Origin of the sequence: Spirosoma fluviale, from assembly GCF_900230225.1 — a bacterium.
GTDB lineage: Bacteria > Bacteroidota > Bacteroidia > Cytophagales > Spirosomataceae > Spirosoma > Spirosoma fluviale.
In genome coordinates this window covers 329,651-348,415 of the sequence record NZ_OCNH01000005.1, presented here as the reverse complement: position 1 = coordinate 348,415, position 18,765 = coordinate 329,651, and the positions used below count along the sequence as shown (strand labels likewise).

Here is an 18,765-nt window from a genome sequence, read left to right as displayed (position 1 = left end):
TTATCTTTGTACTCATGTACAAGCATATTATTCTGCCCCTACTCTTCCGTTTCGATGCGGAAACCATTCACCATACCGTAACGCGCTTTCTGAAAATAGCCCTGTCGATTCCCGGCGTTTCGGCGCTTTTTCGTTCGCTCTACGTCGTTAACGATCCGCGCCTGGCCCGCACGGTGTTTGGGCTGACATTCCCAAATCCAGTAGGCATGGCCGCTGGATTCGACAAAAATGCGGAGCTAATCAGTGAGCTGAGCGACTTGGGGTTTGGATTCGTTGAGATCGGTACGGTAACTCCCCGGCCGCAACCCGGCAATCCACGTCCCCGCCTTTTTCGGTTGAAAGCCGATGGCGGTCTGATCAACCGGATGGGTTTTAACAACAAAGGAGCAGGTCCGGCGGCAGAACGGCTTCGGCATTTTGCGAAGAACCGGGGTGGACGGCAGGTGATCGTTGGCGGAAACATCGGCAAGAATAAAGATACCCCGAATGAACAGGCCCTGAACGATTACCTGATCAGTTTTCGGGAGCTGTTCGATGCGGTCGATTATTTTGTGGTCAACGTCAGTTCGCCCAATACGCCGGGTTTACGTGATTTGCAGGAACGGGCACCCCTCACCCAACTCCTGACGGCCCTTCAGCAGGAAAATCGCCAGCGTCCGGCTCCTAAACCAATCCTGTTAAAAATTGCTCCCGACTTAACCAATGGTCAGTTAGACGACATTATTGGTATTGTAGCCGAAACCGGCATTGCGGGAGTTATTGCAACCAACACGACCATTAGTCGCGATGGACTCGCAACCGACGCGGCCACGGTTACCCAACTGGGGGCCGGTGGCGTAAGTGGCCGCCCCCTGCGCGAACGGGCTACCGAAGTTATCCGCTACCTCCATCAGCAATCGGGCGGTGCCTTTCCCATCATCGGCGTTGGTGGCATCTTCTCGGCCGAGGACGCTCAGGAGAAACTCCGCGCCGGTGCCAGTCTGGTGCAGGTTTACACGAGTTTTATTTACGAAGGCCCGGCTTTGGCCAAACGCATCAACAAGGGACTGCTGATGGCAGAGGGCATGGGGGTAAGGGCATAGGGGTAAGGTTCTCATTACCTACGCCCCTACCCTTTGCCCTATGCCCCACCCCCCATACCCCTCGCCGTATAATCAGGTAGTCAAATTTTTGTGTGTATACACCGTTCTCATCATAGTTTCTCGGTAAAAAAATGAGAAATTTACCAGTAGCTACCGCCTAAAATCAACGCATGGCACAACCAACTACTTCGCCCCGCCAAAATACACTCCGACGACCTGCTGAACCACGTCCGCGACCAAGCCGCGATGGCAATCCATCGCCCGGGCGTTCGCAGAGTACGTCGTTCAACTGGGGGGCAGCACTTGACCGATGGCTTACCGATCAGCGTTCGACCCTAACATTAGGCGTGTTGCTAATGGGTTTGGCGCTCGGTTTACTGGTGGCGTTTATTTCCTACCTGCTCAACGGCCCGGCCGATCAGAGTGTAGTAGGCGCTGCCTTTTCCGAACCACTGGCCGAATCGGGAACCGAAACCCGCAACTGGGTCGGTTTAGTAGGGGCTTATGTGGCACATGTGTTTGTTTTCCGCTGGTTCGGCGTGGGCGCGCTGGCCATACCGATCATCGTTTTTCTGGCTGGCTACAAAATGACCTTTGGGAGTGAACTGCTGCCCCTAAGCCGGACAACAACGGGCCTTTTATTTGCCGCCGTCTGGAGCAGTCTCATGCTGGGTTACATTGTTCTCGTTACCGATTCGGCCGAAACGGCCAGCGTCTGGTGCGGAGGTATTGGCTACGAGTTCAACGTAGGGCTCTACAGTCTGTTCGGCTGGGGAAATCTGGCCTTCATTGCCTTTGCACTCTTTAGCTTCGTCATTTATTTCTTCGATGTACGGTCGATCAAGCTGCCCACCTTTTCCCAGCCAGCATTCACTAAACCTAACCGGCGGTCGTCTGATTCATTACAGACTTATGAAGAAAGTGAGCAGGAACCCGACGATGAAGACGAACAGGAGCTCGAAGACTCCGCAGAAACAGCGCCCGAACCGGTTCGTACACCACTGGCCAATACGTTTGCCACTGCTCCGGTAACTCCCCCTGCCCGAGAACCGGAGACGCCTTTGCCGGAGGTTATCGCCCAATCAACGGGCGTTACGCTTACGATCAAAAACCGGGAAGCCATAGCCGACACCTCCGATCCGGCAGAAGAGCTGAGCGCCACCCCTGCTCCTACTTTTGAGCCGGACCCGTTTGAAGAGGACGATCTGGTAGCGCTGCATGGGCTGTATGACCCAACCATTGATCTACCGCAGTACCAGTACCCGGTCAATGAGTTGCTAACGGACTATCCCAACAGCCGCAAAGCGCAGGTTTCGGACGATGAACTGACCGTTAACAAAGAGAAGATCGAGAATACGCTCCGCAACTTTGGTATTGAAATTGACTCGATTCAGGCATCAATCGGGCCAACGGTTACGCTGTATGAAATTATTCCGGCCAAAGGTGTTCGTATTTCCAAGATCAAAAGTCTGGAAGATGACATCGCATTGAGTTTGTCGGCACTGGGCATCCGGATTATTGCCCCCATGCCCGGTATGGGAACGATTGGTATTGAGGTACCGAACAAAAACCGGGAAATGGTTTCGATGCGGTCGGTTATTACTAGCGACATCTTTAGTAGCAGCAAATTCGACCTTCCCATCGTACTGGGCAAAACTATTTCGAATGAAATCTACGTAGCCGACCTGGCCAAGATGCCGCACTTGCTCATGGCCGGAGCTACCGGACAGGGTAAGTCCGTAGGTTTGAACGTACTGCTCACATCGCTCATCTACAAGAAGCACCCCTCGCAACTCAAGCTGGTGCTGGTCGACCCCAAAAAGGTGGAGTTAACCCTGTTCAACAAGCTGGAACGGCACTTCCTGGCCAAACTTCCGGATTCGGAAGAGCCGATCATTACCGATACCAAGAAGGTGGTTAACACCCTGAACTCGTTGTGTATCGAGATGGATAACCGGTATAACCTGCTCAAAGATGCCGGTTGCCGGAATTTGAAAGAATACAACGCAAAGTTCATTAAGCGACGACTCAACCCCGACAAAGGCCATCGATTCCTGCCCTACATTGTCCTGATTATTGACGAGCTGGCCGACCTCATGATGACAGCGGGCAAAGAAGTTGAGCAACCCATTGCCCGATTGGCACAGTTGGCGCGGGCCATTGGCATTCACCTGGTTGTGGCTACGCAACGGCCGTCTGTAAATGTTATTACCGGCTTGATCAAGGCCAACTTCCCGGCGCGTCTTTCCTTCAAGGTTACCTCAAAAATCGACTCCCGCACCATTTTGGATACGGGTGGTGCTGAACAGCTGGTGGGTATGGGCGACATGCTCTTGTCTTCGAACTCCGACATCATTCGGTTGCAGTGCCCATTTGTCGATACCAACGAGATCGAAGACATCTGCGAGTTCGTCGGCAATCAGCGCGGCTACGATGAAGCGTATGCGCTACCCGAATTTGTTGGCGACGATGGCGGACAGGGCGACGACAAGGACGTAGACATGGCTAACCGCGACCCGATGTTCGACGAAGCCGCCCGACTCATCGTTATCCATCAGCAGGGAAGTACCTCCCTCATTCAGCGTAAACTCAAACTCGGCTACAACCGCGCCGGTCGCCTGGTCGACCAGCTGGAAGCCGCCCGAATTGTTGGGCCGTTTGAGGGAAGTAAAGCTCGTGATGTGCTCGTGCAGGATTTACAAACGCTGGAAGAGATACTCAAGCGCTTAAAAGGTGAGTAACCAGCTCCGCATATTAGTTGGCTTTAATCATTATTAAACTTTTCCCCTTACTTTCTCGTCTAAGCAATTAGAGATTCGTTTCCCGAACGAATACAAGGATTAACTTGACGGGAAATTCCACTAACAATGAAAAAATTTGCAGTACTGCTTAGTTTAGCGTTTGTCATGACGCTACCTGCTTTTGCTCAGAAAGATAAACGGGCGCAGGGTATCCTGGATGCGATGAGTAAAAAATACAAATCACTGAAATCGTATCAGGCCAGCTTTACCTTTGCCAGTGCCGGTGGCGGAGCAAAAGAGTCGTATAAAGGCGATTTGACCGTAAAAAATGAGAAATTCCGGTTACTGCTCGGTGGTCAGGAAGTGTTTACCGACGGCAAAACGATGTCTACTTACATCAAAGAGTCAAACGAGGTAAACGTACAGGACTACGATGCCGGTAGCAACAGTGAGCTGAACCCAACGCAGATATACACCATCTACAAACGTGGTTTTGACTACCGATTTCTGAAAGAACAGAAACAGGCAGGTAGAACCCTCGAAGTCATTGAGCTGACGTCCAGCCGTCCGAAGAGCGCCATTAAAACGGTACAGATCGCAGTCGATAAACTAGACAAGTCCGTACGCAACTGGCTCATCATCAATAAAGACGGCAAACAAACGTCGTACACAATCACCAAATTCACGCCCAACGTGAACGCTCCAGATTCCTATTTCGCCTTCGACAAATCAAAATACCCCGGCGTAGAGGTAGTCGATCTGAGATAGGGTGTACGATGTATGATTTGTGAAAAATCCATCCTATATCATACATCTTACATCTTTTTACACTTTTGGGCCGAAGGACAGGTCGCCGGAGTCGCCGAGGCCGGGTACTATGTAGGAATGCTCATTGAGGTGATCGTCGATAGCCCCTAACCACAAATGACATTGCGGCAATTGCTGTTGCACATGCCGTACGCCTTCCGGACTGGCAATAACAGCCGCAATGTGCGTTTGGGCGGGAATGCCATAACGCAAAAGCGCGTGATAGACTTTTTCGAGCGAACGGCCCGTGGCCAGCATGGGGTCGCAGAGGATAAGCGTTTTTCCGCTCAGGTCAGGGCTTACGATGTAATCCATGGCAATTTCGAATTCATCCTCACCACCGGGTGTGTATCCACGGTAGGCACCCGCAAAGGCATTCTCAGCCTGGTCGAAGTAGTTAGCAAACCCCTGATGGAAGGGTAGCCCAGCCCGCATAATGGTTGCCAGAACGGGTTGCTTACGAAGTACTTGTGTGTTGGCAATACCCAGGGGCGTTTGCACGGCTACTGCCTGATAAGACAAACTTTTGGAGATTTCGTAGGCCATCAATTCCCCTAATCTTTCCAGATTTCGACGAAACCGAAGTCTATCCTGCTGTATAGATACATCCCGAAGCTCGGCAATGTATTGATTGGCCAATGAAGGCTGGTGGGTAAACACAAACATAGTCTGGAGACGTCTTTGCCTGTAAATTAGCCGCAAGGTTGGCGTATATCCAAACTTAATGGCTAATTTAAGCGGCTTTTATGACCTAATCAGCCACAAGATAAGCACAATAAGACCTCCGGTCAGTAGTTACATGCGCATCAACGTTTACTTAATTTCTTTCCTCCTACTTTCGTTGTCAGCTCTGGCACAAAGTCCGTTTGTTCCGCTCAATGCAGATTATTATCACATCATTGACCGGCTCGAAATACGTAAAAACAGTTGGGCCGACGGGTTTCACAGTTCGGTAAAGCCTTATAATCGGCAGAGTATAGTTCAGTTAGCCGACAGTGTTGCGGCACACCCCAGGCGTGATTTTTCAGATACAGACTATTTCAATTTTAATTACCTGTTGAATGACAGCTGGGAGTGGGTATCGCCAGCCGATTCGCTTAACCCGAATCTCTTCACAAGGGTAGAACCGGCATCTTCAGCGGCCGCAGGTGACAGTAAAAAGCCTGTTCTAACTCATTTTTACAAAAAGAAGGCTGACTTCTACAGCCTGCAAACACCGGATGTCGATTTACACGTAAACCCGGTTTTCAATATCGGCTTCGGTGCCGAAACGCTTTCGGGTCTGGCAACGGCAACGACCAGCAAACCTGACCCGCTGTTTGTCAATACCCGTGGGCTGGAAGTGCGCGGAACCATTGGCAAAAAGCTAGGTTTTTATACTTTTTTCGCTGATAATCAAGCCATCTATCCGGAGTATATTCAGCGTTACGGGCAGACCTACGGACAAACGTACAACGCCGAGGGTGTTCTGCAGACGACAGCACCGGGCGAAGGGTTTGTGAAGCCTTTCCGCACCAACGGTGCCGATTTCCTGACGGCCAGAGGGTACATTACATTCAACACGCTAAAAGTCATCAACGTCCAGTTTGGTCACGACCGGAATTTCTTCGGGAACGGCTTCCGGTCGCTACTCTTATCGGACAATAGCCCGGCTTACCTCTTCCTGAAATTATCGACCCGCTTAGGACGCAATATTCAGTACACGAACCTGTTCACGTCGCTGCAAAACACGCAAACGCCCCGTGTGCTGGACGACAAGCTCATTCCGCCCAAATTTGCGGCCATGCACCATGTGAGCATCAACCTGAGCGATCACATCAACGTGGGCGTTTTTGAAGCGGAGGTTTTTAGTCGTGACCGTCTGGATCTGAGTTACCTGAACCCTATTATTCTGTACCGCTACGTTGAATCAAGTTTGGGTAGTAGAGACAACGCCTTTATTGGTATCGATTTTAAAGCTAATTTTCTGTCACACTTTCTGGTCTACAGCCAGTTTATGCTGGATGAATTTCGGCTAAGACCATTGCTGGCGGGGAAAGGTGACTGGACAAACAAATTTGCGGTACAGCTCGGGGCCAAATACATTGACGCCTTCGGGGTGCCAAACCTCGACCTGCAAACGGAGTTCAACCTGGCACGCCCCTATACGTATTCGCACGAGTCCTCCCCTACGGTTACGTCTGGTCAAACCAATTATGCACATTATAGTCAACCACTGGCGCACCCGCTGGGCAGTAACTTCATGGAAGGGCTGGGCATTGTCCGGTTTCAACGACAAAAGTTATCGGCCAATGGCATCTTTGGGGTGATGATGTTTGGTGCCGACCCCGCCGTTGATATTAACTATGGCGGCAACATCTTGAAGGACTACACTTTCCGGTTTCGGGATGAGGGAAACTTTATTGGTCAGGGCCGCAAAACCGTGGTCACGTATGCCGATTTACGGGTTTCTTACATGATTCGTCACAACATATTTCTGGAAGGTCGCTATATGTACCGGTATCAGGATAGCCAGTATCGGCCAAACAGCTACACCGACCAGACAGCCAGCTTCGCGCTTCGCTGGAACCTGCCCTACCGAAACTGGGTGTTTTAGTCAGTCAACAGCCGAAAAACCACTAGTCGTAACTAAGTTTACGTCACCGTTTCCTGCTGGCTTACGACTTTATCATTTACGATTAGAAAAATGCTTGATATTATTCGTCAGGAGCTAACCGAAGCTCAGACTGTTTTAGATACCTTCCTTAACAACCCTGCTCATCTAATAGCCATTGAACAGGCCGCCGTCCTGATGGCCGACGCGCTTAAAAGCGGACGTAAGATTATATCCTGCGGCAACGGCGGTTCGCATTGCGACGCCATGCATTTTGCCGAAGAACTTTCCGGGCGGTATCGGGACAATCGCCGGTCGCTGGCGGCTATTGCCATCTCCGACGTTAGTCATCTTTCCTGTGTAAGTAATGATTTCGGCTATGACTTCGTCTTCTCCCGTTTTATCGAAGGCCTGGGAAGCGAAGGCGATGTGCTGCTGGGCCTGAGTACGAGTGGTAACTCAGCCAATGTTATCCGGGCCGTTGAAGCCGCCCGCGAAAAAGGCATGAAAGTGGTCCTTTTAACCGGTAAAGACGGCGGTAAGCTAGCCGGTAAAGCCGACGTTGAGATACGGGTGCCCCATTTTGGTTACGCCGACCGCATTCAGGAAATACACATCAAGGTGATTCACCTGTTTATCCTGCTGATTGAGAAGCAGGTCATCTGAAACCGGGATTTATTTGATTGCCTGATTTTATCTTCAACCGAAGAACTACATAAGTCAAATAAATTAACTAGTTCATAAGCCCCATCAAGGATAAATCAAGCTAATCATAAAAATCAAATAAATCCCGGTTAAAACTGCTTTAAATACGACAGCTTGCCAATTACGTGTTGCTCGCGCTGGCGGTCGATGGTGCGAATGGAGCCAGCGTAGGTTCCTGAGTTGTAGACGATGTACAGAAACGACAGGGGTTGAAACTCCCAGGCTAGCCGAATATTCCAGGCGTTCTTTTCGGTAAACGTATTCCGCTGAAAGAAGCTGATTAACTGCAATCGTGGATTAACCGCCAGCCGACTCTCTACGCTATACAGGGAAATAGTGCCGGTATAACCACCTACCTTCTTGAAATCGTTTGCCTCGGCACTGAGCGTAAAAGCCGCGTGCGGAACCGGCGCAACAAGCAGCGTAGCCCGTCCGAAATTCAGATGGCCATCGTAATAGGCACCCGTCTCCCCGTTGAACTGAAACGATACTTTTTTAGACGGGTCTGTACTGAACATGGTCGTATAGCGAACGTAACGGTACTTGCCCGAAGGAATAGCCAAGCCCAGCGGCCGATAGTCGCCATCGTCCAGCCGCTGAAACGTTGAATTAGCAAATATCCCGATACTACCCCCGTTCTGAAACGTCAGCCAGATTGGATTAAAGTTGGCCTGCGTTTCCTGCAAATAGCCGGTCGATGCTTTGTGATAGATCTCGAAGAAAGCGCCGGGTTCAAAGTTACGTACCCACTTGGGTAACCACTTCGACCGATTAACCAGATACAGACCCGGCGTAGTAGCAATCACATCGCTGCGCGATACAAAGCCCATTTCCGGGTTAAAAGTCTTCGTAACGAGTGATTGCGTCCACCAGCCAACCACCTGGTTGGTGCGGTACATCACCTGGCTATAGGCTGATAGTCCCTGATCCGCTCCCGCCGAACTCAGGGAACCAACGACCATTGCGCTATAAGTCCATTTCTCGCTCAGGCGAAAAAAGCCGTCCAGCGCCAGTGTTCCGTTCTGCCGACTGCCGGTACTATCTGTCTCATGCACATTTTTCAGGGTAAACAGCGTCCCAATGCGGTTTCGCTGACCAATGTTTTCGACATAGCGACCCACGACAAAGTCGGTTGTGGGACTACCGGGAACGCCACGCTGCCGAATAACCATACCTCCATAATTACGGTTGAGCGACCGATAGACCAGCCGGGCACCGGCATCAATCGGGACAGGGCCGCTGGTGCCATCGGCCAACGTCGCCAGACCAATTGTTCGGCTGAAGAACGGCTTGATCACCATACTTCCGCCCTCGCCCGAGTTTTTGTTACCCGGCAAGCCTGCTCCGAACAGGCTCGCGTTTTCCAGAAAGAAAGCCCGTCGTTCGGGAAATAATACCGAAAAACGCGTGAGGTTATTAACCTGCCGATCAACGTCGGCCTGTGCAAAGTCGGTGTTTAGGGTCAAGTCAAGCACCGTATTGGGGTTAATCGCCCATTTGGCGTCACCACCGAGCTTTACGTTGGCACTCTGGCCGTAGCCAACTTCCGTTCCGTTATAGCGATCATCACTAACCAATACGTAGGGCTGGATACGGATATTGGGCGAAGGCGGTGGTGGTTTCAGGCCCGTTAACAACCCGGCATAGGTCATCCGGCTGGATGTGAACGCACGGGGAAACGGCGACCAGGCCGACAGTTCATTGGAGTACCGACGGTTACGGAAGAAGTTGATACCCCACGACTGGGTTGAATCGACTGAATGTGCGTAACGCAGTGTCTGCCAAGGAATCTGCATCTCAGCCACCCAGCCCGAATCGGTACGCGTGGTACGCACTTTCCAGAAACCGTCCCAGTCTTCGTCGTACAGCACATCATCGAACGAAAGCAAATCGCGCTGTGTACTGTGCGGATTAGTCACGAAGGTCATGGCATTACGCCGGTCGTTAAAGCCATCAATTGACACCCCGAATAAATCGTGTGCCCGGTTGCTGAAATCGCGTTTGAAGTTGGGCACGCGCAGCGCTTTCCGGCCAAGTGAATCGTGATTTATAGCCGCTATATAAAGAAATTGTCGATTGTATAGTACGCGAACATCGGTCCTGAACATAGCCGGACGTCCTTGTTGCGGGTCTACCTGTACAAAACGCCGGGCTAGTTTACTCTGCTTCCAGTCAGCTTCGTCCAGACGCCCATCAATTTTTAGTCTGTTCTTTATTTCAACCGCCTGAATGGCCCGGCGACGGGCTGAGGGGGCAAAAATTACCGACTGCCCAACGCTTGTATTCGTGGAATACGTATTCTCTTCGGCTCTAAAGTCATCGGTTGAGTCCGACTGCACAATATTAGGCTGAGTTGTATTAGGGGTAATGGGAGTAGTTTGTGCTCGTGATAGAAGTGGTAAAAAGACGAACAGAAAAACGTTACGGACGGTAAAAAGAAACATACGCTGGTGAATGGCTTACCAACAAAAATAGGTACATGGGTAAGTACATGTACCTATTTTTCGATAAGCGGCCTATAAGACCCATTCATCGGCAGTGTATACAAACCGTTTATACTTTCTTAATAATCGCCACCAGCGCCACCACCACCGAAGCTGCCACCCCCAAATCCGCCGAAGCCACCACCACTGCTACCACCCCCGCCACTCCATCCACCACCGCTGGAACCACCCCAGCCGGAGTAAGTCGATGTTGGCAAAAAGATGGGACCTCCCCAACCGCCACCACGATTACCACTATTACCACCACCCTTGTTGCGTCGGGCAATGATGAAGATGATAACCATGAAAACAATAATCATGATAATGAATCCCCATGGGCCATCATCTGTGCTTGAATCCGGCTCAGCTTTATATTCACCCTGGGCACGTTTGATGATTTCGGTCGTAGCCGCGTCCAAGCCTTGGTAATACTGTTCCTGTTTAAAAGCTGGAGCGATAAGATTGGTAATGATGCGCTTGGCAATAGCATCGGGAATAGCTCCCTCCAGCCCATAACCGGGCGCGATGAAAATCTTACGGGTCTGAGTAGCCCAGGCCAGCACCAGCCCATTGTTTTTACCTTCTTGCCCAACTCCCCACTTGCGTCCTACCTGAAAGGCAAAATCACCAATGGGGTAAGGCTCCGTGGTTTTTACAATCACAATGGTGATCTGGGTCGATGTAGAGTCGTTGTAAGCACGGAGTTTCTGTTCCAGCTGGCTACGCTCGGTCGGATTCAGGATTCCGGCAAAGTCATTAACCAGACGGGGCGGGTTTGGCTTATTGGGAATGACATCATTCGCCGATGCACCGTTATCCGTCGCGGTATCCTGTGCCCGCACCGTAGCCGGGACAACCGCCAGCAGCACGAATAGCAACCCAAGCCGTAGCCATCGGGCAATAAATGAAATAAATGAGAGTACGTTCACGGCAGTGTCAGTCAAACGAAATATCGTCGGCGAGTTCGTTAACGTCGTCGCTGGCGTAGGGAAAGTACTGTTTCAATTGTTGCCCGGCCCGCTCGATGCCCAGGCTCAGCCCTTCGGCATAATGGCCTGCTTTAAAGTGGCTTCGCAGCAGTTCCTTTGTACTCTCCCAAAAATTGTCGGGTACTTTGGCGTTGATCCCTTTATCGCCCAGGATAGCAAACTTCCGGTCGGTATGGGCCAGATAAAAGAGTACGCCATTCTGTTCTTTAGTCTGGTGCATTCCCAACTGAGCAAACACCTCAATGGCCCGCTGTACGGGGTCGGCATGGGCGCAATGTGGCTCTACATGCACCCGAATTTCACCCGACGTAGCCTTTTCGGCCTGTCGGATGGCTTCCACAATGCGCTGTTGTTCGTCTTGAGTGAATGGGTTGTTTTGCATAAGGCGGTGGGCATGGGGCAAAGGGGCTAGCGATAGAGCAGATAGCCCTATACCCTAACCCCTTTGCCCACTACCGTTAAAACTGTACCGTTGGAGCGCTTTGAGCGGCTTGCGACGCTTCGAAAAAGCCTTTGACAGCAAAGCCAAAAATACCGGCGAAAATGTTGTTTGGGAACGAACGCACCGACTGATTATACGTCTTTACCGCACCGTTAAAGTCATTTCTCGATACGGCAATTCGATTCTCCGTTCCTTCCAGCTGAGCCTGTAACTCCGAAAAGTTCTGATTGGCTTTCAGGTTGGGATAACTCTCGGCTACCGCCAGCAAGCGCGACAGCGAACCACTCAACTGATCCTGAGCGGCCTGAAACTTCTGGACGTTCTCCGGTGTCAACTGGTCGGCTGTAAATTTCACCTGTGTAGCACTGGCGCGCGCCTGAATAACGGCCGTCAGCGTACTTTTCTCGAAATTAGCAGCGCCCTGTACCGTCCGAACGAGGTTAGGAATTAAATCGGCCCGGCGTTGGTACTGGGTCTGCACCTGAGCCCATTTTTCCTGTACGTTTGTGTCGGACTGGACTAAACCGTTATAAGAGCTACAGCCGTACATACCCAGGATAAGGGCAAGAACCACCACAATAATTAATGTCTTTGACATGGTCTGTTGGAATGCAAATAGTTGATACTGGATTCAAAGTTGGTCAAAACTACTACTTTGTAAACGCAAAACTACGTCAGTGGTTTTTTTACCCATTTTAAGACCAGTTTGTATTGATGACTGGTTATGTACAAACGAGCTTATATGAACCTTACACTAACCGGAAAGACCGCCCTTGTTTGCGGTAGTACACAAGGCATTGGCCGCGCTGCGGCTGTTGAGCTAGCTCTGCTGGGCGCCAGCATTGTGCTGATGGCACGGAACGAGCAAACACTTCGCGAAACACTAGCCGAACTGGATACCAACCAGGGGCAAACCCACCGATATCTGGTAGCCGACTTTAATAAGCCGGGCGAAGCTCCGGCGGTACTCAGCCAACATCTGGCCAAGTTTCCAGCCATGCACATATTGATAAATAATACGGGCGGGCCAGCGGGTGGCGCATTGCTTGACGCCAAACCGGAAGAGTTTACTCAGACATTCCATAATCATTTGCTCAACAACCAGGCGCTGGTTCAGGCGGTTTTTCCAGCCATGAAGGAAGCCGGTTTCGGACGGATTATTAACGTCATCTCAACATCTGTGAAACAACCTATTGTGGGGCTGGGCGTCTCAAATACTATTCGGGGAGCGGTGGCGCAGTGGGCCAAAACGCTTTCGCTGGAGATTGCTCACTTTGGCATTACGGTCAATAATGTGCTGCCTGGTTATACCGAAACGGCACGTTTGGCCGCAGTACTCGCCATGAGGTCGAAAACGTCTGGAAAGTCGGAAGAAGAAGTAGCGAGACAGATGGAGCGCGAGATTCCAACCGGACGGTTTGTGAAAGCGGAGGAAGTGGCGGCTGCCATTGCTTTCCTATGCACCCCAGCAGCCGCGTCGATCAACGGCATCAACTTGCCGGTAGATGGCGGACGAACGGGAAGTTTGTGAGTTGGTTATTGGTTATTGGTTATTGGTTATTGGTTATTGGTTATTGGTTATTGGAAAATAGTCTAACCTCGCGATTACCTACTCATTAACCAATAACTTAATAACCAATAACCAGCCTCAAACAAGACTGTTCTTGAACGCGTAGGCGACCATGCCAGCAGTGTTTTTGGTGCCTGTCTTTTCGAGAATACGGAGTCGATGGCCTTCAACAGTTCGAGGGCTAAGAAATATCTTTTCGCTAATTTCCAGCGTAGAAAGGCCTTCGCAGATAAGCATCAGCACTTCTTTTTCGCGTTCGGAAAGCAGGATCTTGCTATTGTAAAATGCATTGACGGGCTTCGTTACAGTTGTCTTGTTGGTCATCTTTCGCAGCATAGCCTTCGATACGAATTCGTTTAGGTAAACGCCTTCGTCCATTACCTTCCGGACAGCCTTTTCCACTTCGCCCGCTTCGGCATCTTTCAGCAGGTATCCGCTAACGCCTTTTTCGAGCAGGTGAAGTACCATGCGGTCCTCATCGTGCATGGTGAGCACAACGATCTTGATAAGCGGGTAATTCTCCCGCAGATAATCGGCGGTGGCGGTGCCATCCATGACCGGCATCTGAAGGTCGAGCAAAACGACGTCGGGAAGTTTGCGGGCAATCCTATCGATCAGTTCCTGACCGTTGCCGGCTTCGAGGACTAACTCAAAATCATTGATCTGCCCAAGTATGGTGGACATCCCAACCCGAAACAGGGTGTGATCATCGCAGAGGGCCAGTTTAATTTTTCGCATAGAGAAAGAAAAGTTAAGAGCTGATACCCTATTAGTCGCATAGAGCAGCCATTTGGCAAACAAATTAACTCAATAAATTAACAGGTTGCGCGTCGTGCAGTTGAACCTGTATATGAATTTGCGACCCTCGGCCGGGGGCTACATCGAATGTTACGTGTCCGTTCACCACGCTAAGGCGACTTTCGATATTCCGTAGGCCCAGCCCGCCCTGTTTATTTTCCATGACAGCATCGAAATCAAAGCCTACCCCGTTGTCCATAACCGACATACGCACCTCCTGATCAATGCAAAACAGTTGAATAGTAATCTGGCTAGCCCGGGCGTGGCGAATGGCATTATTGACCAGCTCCTGTGCAATTCGGTACAGCATCAGGTCGAGCGACGGCGGAAATGGAGTCTCACATTCAGGAAAAGTCAACTGTACTTCCGTGTTTGAGTCGGTAGCGCGGTCGGCCAGTTCTTCCAGTGCAGCCAGCAGCCCAAATCGATCCAGTGTGGTGGGCACTAGGTTCCGGCTTATTCGCCGAACATTGGTCATGGTCTCGTCTATCATGGAGCGCGTTTTCTGAAACTGAAAACTTATCTGTCCATCCCCTGCAACCTGGCGTTCTAACTGATTGAGACTCATTTTAGTGACCGACAGCATGGTGCCGATGCCATCGTGCATATCTTCGGCCAAGCGTTTTCGTTCTTCTTCCTGCCCCCGAAAAGTCGCTTCCATCAAATCCCGCCGATGCTGAGCCTGTAGTTCTTTAAATGCCAGTTGTTGCTTTGCCTGCTTTTGCTGGTAAAAGGCGACGAAGATGATGATGAAGACGGCCATCACCAGCAACACAGCCGTACCAACGGCAATCAAAAAACCGGAATCTATTGACATTAGCGTTTTACAGCAATCGGTAGTAAGTAAAGTTCAAGAATCTATGGTTGAATGTCAACGAAGATGTATAACATTTGAGTGAATGGCAAACTCAATGAGCTGAAACCCAGACATAAAGTACCTATTATAAACCCGACTGATGGTAGTAACGTGCTCAAAGCAAATTGTCTTTATCGAATTTGCTTGTCCAGAGACCATAAGCTGACAAACAACAAAAGATTATGAACAAGACCTGGCTGGCATTCCAGTATTTGTCAAAAACTTCGGCTGGTACTTTGTTGATATCTTTATACCAATACTCACTAAATAATACAATGAAAAAAGTACCGGTTGAATAAATAAGTAGGCCAGCACTAAACCAAAACATTGTATGTTGCAATATATTTTTTACGCTAACATCGATTAATATTTTACTAAAGTAAGATAGGCAAAAAAGTATAGCAAATAATCTGAACACCGATAATGAAGCGGATGAAATTTGGTCGTTACTATAATTAAGTATGCTGATTATAAGGCAAATGACCGCCATCAAAATCCATAATCGTCTCCATTTGACCTCTTTAAAGCACGCTAACGCAATGAGTAGCAGAATACCCGTTTCAGCTATACTTTCAATATTTTGCAGGAACAAATTATTACTTCTTAAAATAGATAGCCAAAGGGCTAAAGATTCTTTTAAAAAAGCGAACAGAAAGAAAAGAACTATATATTTCGACTTATTATTGATGTATTTATAATGAAGTAAGCCTACCAAAACTGGTAGGCTACTACTTATATGAGCAACAAAGTCCAGCGGATATTTCTCACATAACAGTAGTAGCCTCTCGAGCATAGTATTGATTTTAGCGATTAGTTATTAATTTTCACAATGCTGCGGACAGGTATGACCGTCGCCCACTGCCGTTCTACTGCCATCGTCCGCAGGCATATCTTTCATACCGGCTTTATCGACACGAATAGGCATATCTTTTCCTTTAGCGTCTACTCCGGTCAACAGAACACGCGGTACAAGTTGCCCTTTATCCTGACTCGTAGGCTTACCATTTGCATCTTCCCAGCGCTTGGCATGATGAATTCGCAATCCCACACAACCAGGCTGACTAAGCAGGTGCTGGATTTGATTTATACCGAAAAACTCTGAACGAATATATTCGTCTTTTGAAAGACCAGCTTGAAGTTTGCGCTCTTGGTAGGCACCTGTCATGGCCTGCGTTTCGTGCGGTTCCAGAATGCGGCCCGCATCTTTTGTAAAGACACTCATGATGAATCAGATTGAAATTAAGTTGATAAGTTTTTAGTCGAATGCTGGTAGAATGGATAAAACCGGAAAGCACATCTAAATTACTACATTGATGTTTTCCGGCGAACACTAACGAACAACCTACCATATAACCAATCATCTCACAATCAAGTCTTTAAACCTTATAAAATACTTATCAATACGTAGTTATACGTACCAAAGTGCGGACTTCTGCGTAGTTTGTTCGTGACAATAAAATTCCGTGTTTATGCGCTTATCCGAGCTTATCCTTACCTCTACCTTTGTTCCATTACTGATGAACATTTGGCGTAGCACTAAAAATTTCTCATAGGTTAGGTTTACAAAAAACGCCGGAGCAGCTTGCTCCGGCGTTTTTGTATAAGCGAGTTAGAGGTCTTGTATGTCCCTATTTCAGTAGATTTAACAGGTAAGCGCCGTACCCGCTTTTTACCAGTGGTTGGGCAATCGTTGCCAATTGCGTGGCGTCGATGAATTTCATACGATAGGCGATCTCTTCGGGACAACCGATTTTCAGACCCTGCCGCTCTTCAATGACGTGAACGAACTGACCTGCCTGCATCAGTGATTCGAAGGTACCCGTATCGAGCCAGGCAGTTCCCCGATCCAAAACGCCAACCTTCAATTTACCCTGTTCCAGATAGACCCGGTTGATATCGGTAATTTCCAGCTCACCTCTCACGGAAGGCTTTATATTCTTGGCAATATTGACAACATCGTTATCGTAGAAGTACAAACCAGGAACCGCATAATTTGACTTAGGCTTCTCTGGTTTTTCCTCAATGGATAATACGTTAAAGTCGTCATCGAACTCCACTACGCCGTAGCGTTCCGGATCGTGTACCTGATACGCGTATACTACGCCACCATCCGGGTCATTGTTAGCCTGTAACAGTTTTGACAAGCCTGAGCCGTAGAAGATGTTATCGCCCAGCACCAGCGCAACTTTATCATCACCAATAAATTCTTCACCGATAATAAACGCCTGCGCCAGACCATCCGGACTAGGCTGAACGGCATACGTGAATTTACAGCCTAGGCGCTCTCCATCGCCGAGCAGTTTTTCAAAATGGGGCAGATCGTGCGGTGTCGAGATGATCAGGATCTCCCGAATGCCGGCCAGCATCAGAATCGACAGGGGGTAATAGATCATCGGCTTGTCGTATACCGGCATCAGTTGTTTTGAAACGGCCAGCGTAAGCGGATGAAGACGAGTGCCAGAGCCTCCGGCAAGTATAATTCCTTTCATTTTCCTACTGAGTGAATGAGCAAATGAGTGAATGACCGGGCTGGCGTACCAGCGAATAAATGAACAGACCGAAAATCCATTCACTCATTCGTTCATTCACTCATTCAAAATTTATCTATTCGCGTACATTCCCTGGTAATAACTTTGATAAGCCCCCGACGTTACGTTGTCCATCCATTCCTGATTGGCCAGGAACCAGTCGACGGTTTTTTCGAGCCCTTCGGCGAACTGAAGGGAGGGCTCCCACCCGAGTTCGTTCATGATTTTGTGTGCGTCGATGGCGTAGCGCAGGTCGTGTCCGGCGCGGTCGGTTACGTAAGTGATCAGTTGTGCCGAAGTCCCTTCCGGCCGACCGAGTTTACGGTCCATAATGCCGCACAGCAGGTGAACAATGTCAATATTTTTCCACTCGTTGAAGCCGCCAATATTATACGTTTCGCCTTCTTTGCCCTTGTGGAATACCGCGTCTATGGCGCGGGCATGATCGACCACGAACAGCCAGTCCCGAACGTTTTCACCTTTCCCGTAAACGGGCAATGGCTTGTTGGTCTGGATGTTGTGAATCATTAACGGAATCAACTTCTCAGGAAAGTGATTGGGACCGTAATTATTTGAGCAGTTCGACAAGACCACAGGTAACTTGTAGGTATTGCCGTACGCCCGCACGAAGTGATCGGAAGCGGCTTTCGATGCCGAGTAAGGCGATTGCGGATCGTAGGGGGTTTCTTCGGTAAAAAAGTCCTCGGGGTTGTGCAGGGAACCATACACCTCATCCGTCGATACGTGATAGAAGCGTTTACCCTCAAATCCACCCGTGGAAGCCCAGCTGTTTTTAGCTGCATTAAGCAGATTGACCGTACCAACAACGTTGGTCATTACAAACGACATAGGATCGGTAATGGACCGGTCGACGTGCGACTCAGCTGCCAGGTGAATAACCCCATCCAGTGATAACTCAGCGAACATATCTTCCAGAAATTTCGCATCGGTAATATCACCTTTGATAAATGTATAGTTAGGTGCATTCTCGATGTCTTTCAGGTTTGCCAGGTTACCGGCATATGTCAGGGCATCGAGGTTATAAATCTGATATTCGGGGTATTTCGTAACGAATAGCCGAACGACATGCGAGCCAATGAACCCGGCTCCACCTGTGATGAGGAGTTTCATTCTGTTTTAGGTTTTAAGTCTACGGTTAATCATTTATGAT

The 18,765-nt window shown here is 49.5% G+C and carries 17 protein-coding genes; 6 read left to right on the top strand and 11 right to left on the bottom strand.

The genetic code is table 11. From position 1 onward, the window contains the following. The first annotated feature begins 14 nt into the window (after window positions 1–14). From CRO74_RS24700 to CRO74_RS24690, 3 genes are all read left to right on the top strand, one after another. Entirely contained in the window at window positions 15–1,082 is a 1,068-nt protein-coding gene (locus CRO74_RS24700) for a quinone-dependent dihydroorotate dehydrogenase (RefSeq protein ID WP_097129872.1), read from the top strand. A gap of 170 nt (window positions 1,083–1,252) precedes the next feature. Continuing rightward, window positions 1,253–3,823, top strand: a complete 2,571-nt coding sequence (locus tag CRO74_RS24695) for an FtsK/SpoIIIE family DNA translocase (protein WP_097129870.1) — start codon at window positions 1,253–1,255, stop codon at window positions 3,821–3,823. A 126-nt stretch (window positions 3,824–3,949) separates the two neighbouring features. Next, the gene (locus CRO74_RS24690; protein ID WP_097129868.1) at window positions 3,950–4,591 is read left to right on the top strand and encodes an outer membrane lipoprotein periplasmic chaperone LolA1; all 642 of its coding nucleotides are present in this window, start codon (window positions 3,950–3,952) and stop codon (window positions 4,589–4,591) included. 57 nt (window positions 4,592–4,648) lie between these two features. On the opposite strand, the gene upp is transcribed toward CRO74_RS24690, so the two are convergent. Beyond that, complete coding sequence (upp, locus tag CRO74_RS24685; RefSeq protein WP_097129867.1) at window positions 4,649–5,296, bottom strand: uracil phosphoribosyltransferase; 648 nt, start codon at window positions 5,294–5,296, stop codon at window positions 4,649–4,651. A 133-nt stretch (window positions 5,297–5,429) separates the two neighbouring features. Between upp and CRO74_RS24680 the strand changes: the two genes are divergently transcribed. Both CRO74_RS24680 and lpcA read left to right on the top strand, forming a co-directional pair. Beyond that, entirely contained in the window at window positions 5,430–7,226 is a 1,797-nt protein-coding gene (locus tag CRO74_RS24680; protein ID WP_097129866.1) for a hypothetical protein, read from the top strand. Window positions 7,227–7,316: 90 nt separating this feature from the next. Further along, complete coding sequence (lpcA, locus tag CRO74_RS24675; protein ID WP_097129865.1) at window positions 7,317–7,889, top strand: D-sedoheptulose 7-phosphate isomerase; 573 nt, start codon at window positions 7,317–7,319, stop codon at window positions 7,887–7,889. A 128-nt stretch (window positions 7,890–8,017) separates the two neighbouring features. Here the strand turns inward: lpcA and CRO74_RS24670 are convergent, their stop codons facing one another. From CRO74_RS24670 to CRO74_RS24655, 4 genes are all read right to left on the bottom strand, one after another. Beyond that, complete coding sequence (locus CRO74_RS24670; RefSeq protein WP_097129864.1) at window positions 8,018–10,372, bottom strand: carbohydrate binding family 9 domain-containing protein; 2,355 nt, start codon at window positions 10,370–10,372, stop codon at window positions 8,018–8,020. 119 nt (window positions 10,373–10,491) lie between these two features. Beyond that, the gene (locus CRO74_RS24665) at window positions 10,492–11,340 is read right to left on the bottom strand and encodes a TPM domain-containing protein (RefSeq protein ID WP_245877973.1); all 849 of its coding nucleotides are present in this window, start codon (window positions 11,338–11,340) and stop codon (window positions 10,492–10,494) included. A gap of 7 nt (window positions 11,341–11,347) precedes the next feature. Continuing rightward, window positions 11,348–11,782, bottom strand: a complete 435-nt coding sequence (locus CRO74_RS24660) for a TPM domain-containing protein (RefSeq protein WP_097129860.1) — start codon at window positions 11,780–11,782, stop codon at window positions 11,348–11,350. A gap of 76 nt (window positions 11,783–11,858) precedes the next feature. Then, window positions 11,859–12,440, bottom strand: a complete 582-nt coding sequence (locus tag CRO74_RS24655; protein WP_097129858.1) for a LemA family protein — start codon at window positions 12,438–12,440, stop codon at window positions 11,859–11,861. A 144-nt stretch (window positions 12,441–12,584) separates the two neighbouring features. Between CRO74_RS24655 and CRO74_RS24650 the strand changes: the two genes are divergently transcribed. Then, window positions 12,585–13,373 (top strand): SDR family oxidoreductase, encoded by a 789-nt coding sequence (locus CRO74_RS24650; protein WP_097129856.1) that lies wholly within the window; start codon window positions 12,585–12,587, stop codon window positions 13,371–13,373. Window positions 13,374–13,490: 117 nt separating this feature from the next. On the opposite strand, the gene CRO74_RS24645 is transcribed toward CRO74_RS24650, so the two are convergent. The 6 genes from CRO74_RS24645 to rfbB form a co-directional block, all read right to left on the bottom strand. After that, entirely contained in the window at window positions 13,491–14,150 is a 660-nt protein-coding gene (locus tag CRO74_RS24645) for a response regulator transcription factor (RefSeq protein WP_097129854.1), read from the bottom strand. Between the two features lie 64 nt (window positions 14,151–14,214). Next, window positions 14,215–15,027 carry a sensor histidine kinase gene (locus CRO74_RS24640; RefSeq protein WP_097129851.1) on the bottom strand — a complete coding sequence of 271 codons (813 nt, stop codon included), beginning with the start codon at window positions 15,025–15,027 and terminating at the stop codon, window positions 14,215–14,217. Between the two features lie 154 nt (window positions 15,028–15,181). Then, on the bottom strand, window positions 15,182–15,859 hold the full coding sequence (locus tag CRO74_RS24635) for a hypothetical protein (protein ID WP_097129850.1): 678 nt from the start codon (window positions 15,857–15,859) through the stop codon (window positions 15,182–15,184). Window positions 15,860–15,883: 24 nt separating this feature from the next. Next, window positions 15,884–16,288, bottom strand: coding sequence for a hypothetical protein (locus CRO74_RS24630; RefSeq protein WP_097129848.1), 405 nt, complete (start codon window positions 16,286–16,288; stop codon window positions 15,884–15,886). A gap of 406 nt (window positions 16,289–16,694) precedes the next feature. After that, window positions 16,695–17,555, bottom strand: coding sequence for a glucose-1-phosphate thymidylyltransferase RfbA (gene rfbA, locus CRO74_RS24625; protein ID WP_097129846.1), 861 nt, complete (start codon window positions 17,553–17,555; stop codon window positions 16,695–16,697). Between the two features lie 111 nt (window positions 17,556–17,666). Next, on the bottom strand, window positions 17,667–18,725 hold the full coding sequence (rfbB, locus tag CRO74_RS24620) for a dTDP-glucose 4,6-dehydratase (protein ID WP_097129844.1): 1,059 nt from the start codon (window positions 18,723–18,725) through the stop codon (window positions 17,667–17,669). Window positions 18,726–18,765 lie beyond the last annotated feature (40 nt).

What these genes read in the sequence shown, in the direction of transcription:
- CRO74_RS24700 (WP_097129872.1), top strand. Translation starts at nt 15, where the DNA reads ATGTACAAGCATATTATTCTGCCCCTACTCTTCCGTTTCGATGCGGAA.
- CRO74_RS24695 (WP_097129870.1), top strand. Translation starts at nt 1,253, where the DNA reads ATGGCACAACCAACTACTTCGCCCCGCCAAAATACACTCCGACGACCT.
- CRO74_RS24690 (WP_097129868.1), top strand. Translation starts at nt 3,950, where the DNA reads ATGAAAAAATTTGCAGTACTGCTTAGTTTAGCGTTTGTCATGACGCTA.
- upp (WP_097129867.1), bottom strand. Translation starts at nt 5,296, where the DNA reads ATGTTTGTGTTTACCCACCAGCCTTCATTGGCCAATCAATACATTGCC.
- CRO74_RS24680 (WP_097129866.1), top strand. Translation starts at nt 5,430, where the DNA reads ATGCGCATCAACGTTTACTTAATTTCTTTCCTCCTACTTTCGTTGTCA.
- lpcA (WP_097129865.1), top strand. Translation starts at nt 7,317, where the DNA reads ATGCTTGATATTATTCGTCAGGAGCTAACCGAAGCTCAGACTGTTTTA.
- CRO74_RS24670 (WP_097129864.1), bottom strand. Translation starts at nt 10,372, where the DNA reads ATGTTTCTTTTTACCGTCCGTAACGTTTTTCTGTTCGTCTTTTTACCA.
- CRO74_RS24660 (WP_097129860.1), bottom strand. Translation starts at nt 11,782, where the DNA reads ATGCAAAACAACCCATTCACTCAAGACGAACAACAGCGCATTGTGGAA.
- CRO74_RS24655 (WP_097129858.1), bottom strand. Translation starts at nt 12,440, where the DNA reads ATGTCAAAGACATTAATTATTGTGGTGGTTCTTGCCCTTATCCTGGGT.
- CRO74_RS24650 (WP_097129856.1), top strand. Translation starts at nt 12,585, where the DNA reads ATGAACCTTACACTAACCGGAAAGACCGCCCTTGTTTGCGGTAGTACA.
- CRO74_RS24645 (WP_097129854.1), bottom strand. Translation starts at nt 14,150, where the DNA reads ATGCGAAAAATTAAACTGGCCCTCTGCGATGATCACACCCTGTTTCGG.
- CRO74_RS24640 (WP_097129851.1), bottom strand. Translation starts at nt 15,027, where the DNA reads ATGTCAATAGATTCCGGTTTTTTGATTGCCGTTGGTACGGCTGTGTTG.
- CRO74_RS24635 (WP_097129850.1), bottom strand. Translation starts at nt 15,859, where the DNA reads ATGCTCGAGAGGCTACTACTGTTATGTGAGAAATATCCGCTGGACTTT.
- CRO74_RS24630 (WP_097129848.1), bottom strand. Translation starts at nt 16,288, where the DNA reads ATGAGTGTCTTTACAAAAGATGCGGGCCGCATTCTGGAACCGCACGAA.
- rfbA (WP_097129846.1), bottom strand. Translation starts at nt 17,555, where the DNA reads ATGAAAGGAATTATACTTGCCGGAGGCTCTGGCACTCGTCTTCATCCG.
- rfbB (WP_097129844.1), bottom strand. Translation starts at nt 18,725, where the DNA reads ATGAAACTCCTCATCACAGGTGGAGCCGGGTTCATTGGCTCGCATGTC.